This is a genomic window from Sphingomonas sp. (assembly GCF_026460985.1).
GTDB lineage: Bacteria > Pseudomonadota > Alphaproteobacteria > Sphingomonadales > Sphingomonadaceae > Sphingomonas.
On record NZ_JAPKNM010000020.1, the window covers coordinates 1 to 3,287 of the forward strand.

Annotated in this window: 5 protein-coding genes and 1 pseudogene; all 6 read right to left on the minus strand. The window is 67.4% G+C overall.

Going from position 1 to position 3,287, the window contains the following annotated elements:
- Positions 1 to 647 (minus strand): annotated as a pseudogene (locus tag MT490_RS04310) (conjugal transfer protein TrbE); the annotation flags it as partial.
- Complete coding sequence (locus tag MT490_RS04315) at positions 644 to 913, minus strand: VirB3 family type IV secretion system protein (protein WP_208633301.1); 270 nt, start codon at positions 911 to 913, stop codon at positions 644 to 646. The gene MT490_RS04315 and the pseudogene MT490_RS04310, both read right to left, overlap by 4 nt.
- On the minus strand, positions 913 to 1,245 hold the full coding sequence (locus tag MT490_RS04320; protein ID WP_208633302.1) for a TrbC/VirB2 family protein: 333 nt from the start codon (positions 1,243 to 1,245) through the stop codon (positions 913 to 915). The genes MT490_RS04315 and MT490_RS04320 overlap by 1 nt, the downstream gene beginning before the upstream one ends.
- Complete coding sequence (gene trbB / locus MT490_RS04325; protein WP_208633303.1) at positions 1,242 to 2,228, minus strand: P-type conjugative transfer ATPase TrbB; 987 nt, start codon at positions 2,226 to 2,228, stop codon at positions 1,242 to 1,244. The genes MT490_RS04320 and trbB overlap by 4 nt, the downstream gene beginning before the upstream one ends.
- A gap of 140 nt (positions 2,229 to 2,368) precedes the next feature.
- Positions 2,369 to 2,788, minus strand: a complete 420-nt coding sequence (locus MT490_RS04330; RefSeq protein WP_119036611.1) for a ribbon-helix-helix protein, CopG family — start codon at positions 2,786 to 2,788, stop codon at positions 2,369 to 2,371.
- Positions 2,785 to 3,287: type IV secretory system conjugative DNA transfer family protein (locus MT490_RS04335; protein WP_297384601.1), on the minus strand; the 503-nt coding region annotated here is incomplete at its 5' end. The genes MT490_RS04330 and MT490_RS04335, both read right to left, overlap by 4 nt.

Here is a 3,287-nt window from a genome sequence, read left to right on the forward strand (position 1 = left end):
AGCGGCTCGTCGGCCAATAGCGCGTCGAGGTGCATGGGCGTCTCGGGGACGCGCACGCGCTGGCGCCGGGTCGAGATCGTTGAATGAAGGTAGGTCAGGGTTTCGCCATCGTCGAGCCAGCGGACCTCGGGCACGAAGCCCTCGACCAGACCCAGCACGCGGTCGCTGCGGTCGGCGAAGTTCTTGAGCAACTCCCACGGATCGACCCCGGACGTCGAGCGGCCCTCGTAGAGCCAGCCTTCGGCCCGCGCGGCTTCCTCGGCGGGCGGCATCCACAGCAGGGTCAGATAATAGGCGCTCTCGAAGTGGCTGCCCGCTTCGCGGAACTGCTCTCGCCGCTCCATGTCGACCAGCGCCGAGACCGGATCGGGAAACACCGATTCCGGGTAATGGAGCGCGGGCGTCCGCTGCGCCTCGACGAAGATGGCCCAGCCCGAGCCGAGGCGGCGCAGCGCATTGTTGAGTCGCGCGGTGGTGGCGACCAACTCGGCGGGCGTCGCGCTGTCGAGATCGGGGCCGCGAAACTTCGCCGTTCTCTGAAAGCTGCCGTCCTTGTTCAGAACGACGCCTTCGCCGACCAGCGCCGCCCAGGGCAGGAAGTCGGCCAGATGCGCGGCCTTGTTGCGGTATTCGCGCAAGGACATCATGGCCGCATCCACACCGGATAGCGAAGGTGCCGCCGGGCCACGTCGAGGAACTGCGGATCGTGGCGCGCGGCCCAGACCGAAATCGCGTGGCCGATCGCCCAGATCACCAGGCCGGCGATCCAGAGACGCAGGCCGAGGCCGATGGCGCCCGCCAGCGTGCCATTGACGATAGCGAGCGCACGGGGCGCGCCGCCGAGCAGGATCGGCTCGGTCAGCGCCCGGTGGACGGGGGCGAAGAAGCCCGCGATCGGGTCGCCAGCGTCCATCAGATCAGCGCCCCGCCGCCGAACGAAAAGAAGCTCAGGAAGAAGGAGCTGGCTGCGAACGCGATGCTGAGGCCGAAAACGATCTGGATCATGCGCCGCGCGCCGCCCGATGTATCGCCGAACGCCAGCGTCAGGCCGGTGACGATGATGATGATGACCGCGACGATCTTCGCCACCGGCCCCTCTATGCTTTCGAGGATGCTTTGCAGCGGCGCTTCCCACGGCATCGACGATCCCGACGCATAGGCGGGAACGGCAGTGGTCAAGGCGACGAGGCTGGCGGTTGCGGCGAGCACGGCGCGACGTGCGCGGCCCGACAAGGCATGGATCATGGTGTATCTCCTTGGGGTGCGGGTGTGAGAGAGGTCAGCCGGTAGTCGCCGGTCGCGGCGTCGAGCCCTTCGACACGGGCCAGCTCAGCGAGGCGCCGGCCGTGGCCGTCGCGGACCAGGACCGCGATCAGGTCGATGGTCTCGGCCAGCAGCGCACGCGGGACCGTGACGACGGCCTCCTGGATGAGCTGCTCCATGCGGCGCAGTGCCCCCAGCGCGGTGCCGGCATGGATCGTGCCGATGCCGCCGGGATGGCCCGTGCCCCAGGCTTTGAGGAGATCGAGCGCCTCGGCGCCGCGCACCTCGCCGATGGGGATGCGATCAGGCCGCAAGCGCAGCGACGAACGCACGAGATCGGACAGCGAGACGATGCCGTCCTTGGTCCGCATGGCGACGAGATTGGGCGCGGCGCATTGCAGCTCGCGCGTGTCCTCGATCAGGACGATGCGGTCGGTCGTCTTGGCGACTTCCGCCAATAGCGCGTTGACCAGCGTGGTCTTGCCGCTGCCGGTGCCGCCCGCGACGAGGATGTTGGCGCGGCTGGCGACGCCATCGCGCAGCACGACCGCTTCGGCGGCCGACATGATGTGGGCTGTCGCGTAATCATCGAGCGTGAACACGGCGACCGCGGGCTTGCGGATCGCGAACGCCGGCGCAGCGACTACGGGCGGGAGCAAGCCCTCGAACCGCTCGCCCCCTTCCGGCAGCTCGGCCGAGACGCGGGGTGATCGGGCATGAACTTCGGCGCCGACATGGTGGGCGACCAGGCGCACGATGCGTTCGCCGTCCTGCGCGGTCAGCGTGAGGCCGGTGTCGGAAATCCCCTCGCCCAGCCGATCGACCCAAAGGCGGCCGTCCGGGTTCAGCATCACCTCGATGACGGCGGCATCATCGAGCCAGGCGGCGATCGACGGCCCGAGAGCGGTGCGCAGCATTCGCGCGCCGCGTGCATTCGCCTCGGATCGGATCGGGTGGATGGACAAGAGATAGCCCCTGAATTGGGCCGGGCGAACCACCGCCCGGCATCAGGGGAACATCAAGAAAGGCAGAAGAAATCGAGATTCAACAAAGAAATGTGGTCATCGTAGTCTGGCGCAGAGATACAAAAACTGGCGTAGTTTGCTTATTCTTCTTGAGGCGCAAAGTCCTCGCCGATTTCCTGTTTGACCTTCGGACCCTTGGCGAGTCGGCGGCCCAGCGCCTCGATGAAGGCGTCGTAGCGATCGCCGCCCTGACGGCGCAGGACGGCCCGTTCCGCTTCGGGCGGCGGTGGCGTGTTCGACAGCCAGAATCGGACGAACAGCGCGATCATTTCGACGCCAATCCCGACATCACGCTCAAGCCGGGTCTGGCGGCGGTCGAGCCGGTCAAGCCGCTTGGCGATAGCGGCCTCGCGCTGTTCGTCGGCGTCGGGCGAGAGGAAGGATGCGATGGCGGCCTCGGCGACCAGAGAGCGCGACTTGCCGCGGCGATCCGCGTAGGCAGCGAGCGCCTCCATCACCTCCGGGTCGAGATAGACCGAGAACGGCGTCTTGGTGGTCATAGCTCGATGCCGTCGTCGGGATCGAGCGACGCCTGCTGCGCCATATCCTGCATGTGGCGCCGAACCGTGGCCTGCCGTCCAGCATCGGCATCGGGCTCATCCAGCTCGAACTCGTTGGCAGGCTCCGGGCTGGGTGGAGGCGCGATGTCGACATGGCGCTCGATTTCCGGCTCGCGGCGCAGGTCCGCGTTCGCGGCATCATCGTCGGCATCTTGTTTTTTCTTGCCGGCCTTTTTCTTCTTCGGCTTCTTCGACTCTTTGGATTCCGGTGGATCGGGCATGGGTGGCGCAGAGACCGGTGCCAATGCGCTCCAGTCGTCGGGTCGCGGTTGACCGACGCCGGCCTTCGGGTCCGGTGGCGACAGCACCCGCTCCGTGAACCGCCGATCCTTGAAGTAGCGAATCTTCTTGGCGCGGATCGGATGCACGCCCGCGACCATGACGATCTCGTCGGCGGCCGGGAGCTGCATCACCTCGCCGGGCGTGAGGAGCTGGCGGG

What these genes read in the sequence shown, in the direction of transcription:
- MT490_RS04320 (WP_208633302.1), bottom strand. Translation starts at nt 1,245, where the DNA reads ATGATCCATGCCTTGTCGGGCCGCGCACGTCGCGCCGTGCTCGCCGCA.
- MT490_RS04330 (WP_119036611.1), bottom strand. Translation starts at nt 2,788, where the DNA reads ATGACCACCAAGACGCCGTTCTCGGTCTATCTCGACCCGGAGGTGATG.
- MT490_RS04315 (WP_208633301.1), bottom strand. Translation starts at nt 913, where the DNA reads ATGGACGCTGGCGACCCGATCGCGGGCTTCTTCGCCCCCGTCCACCGG.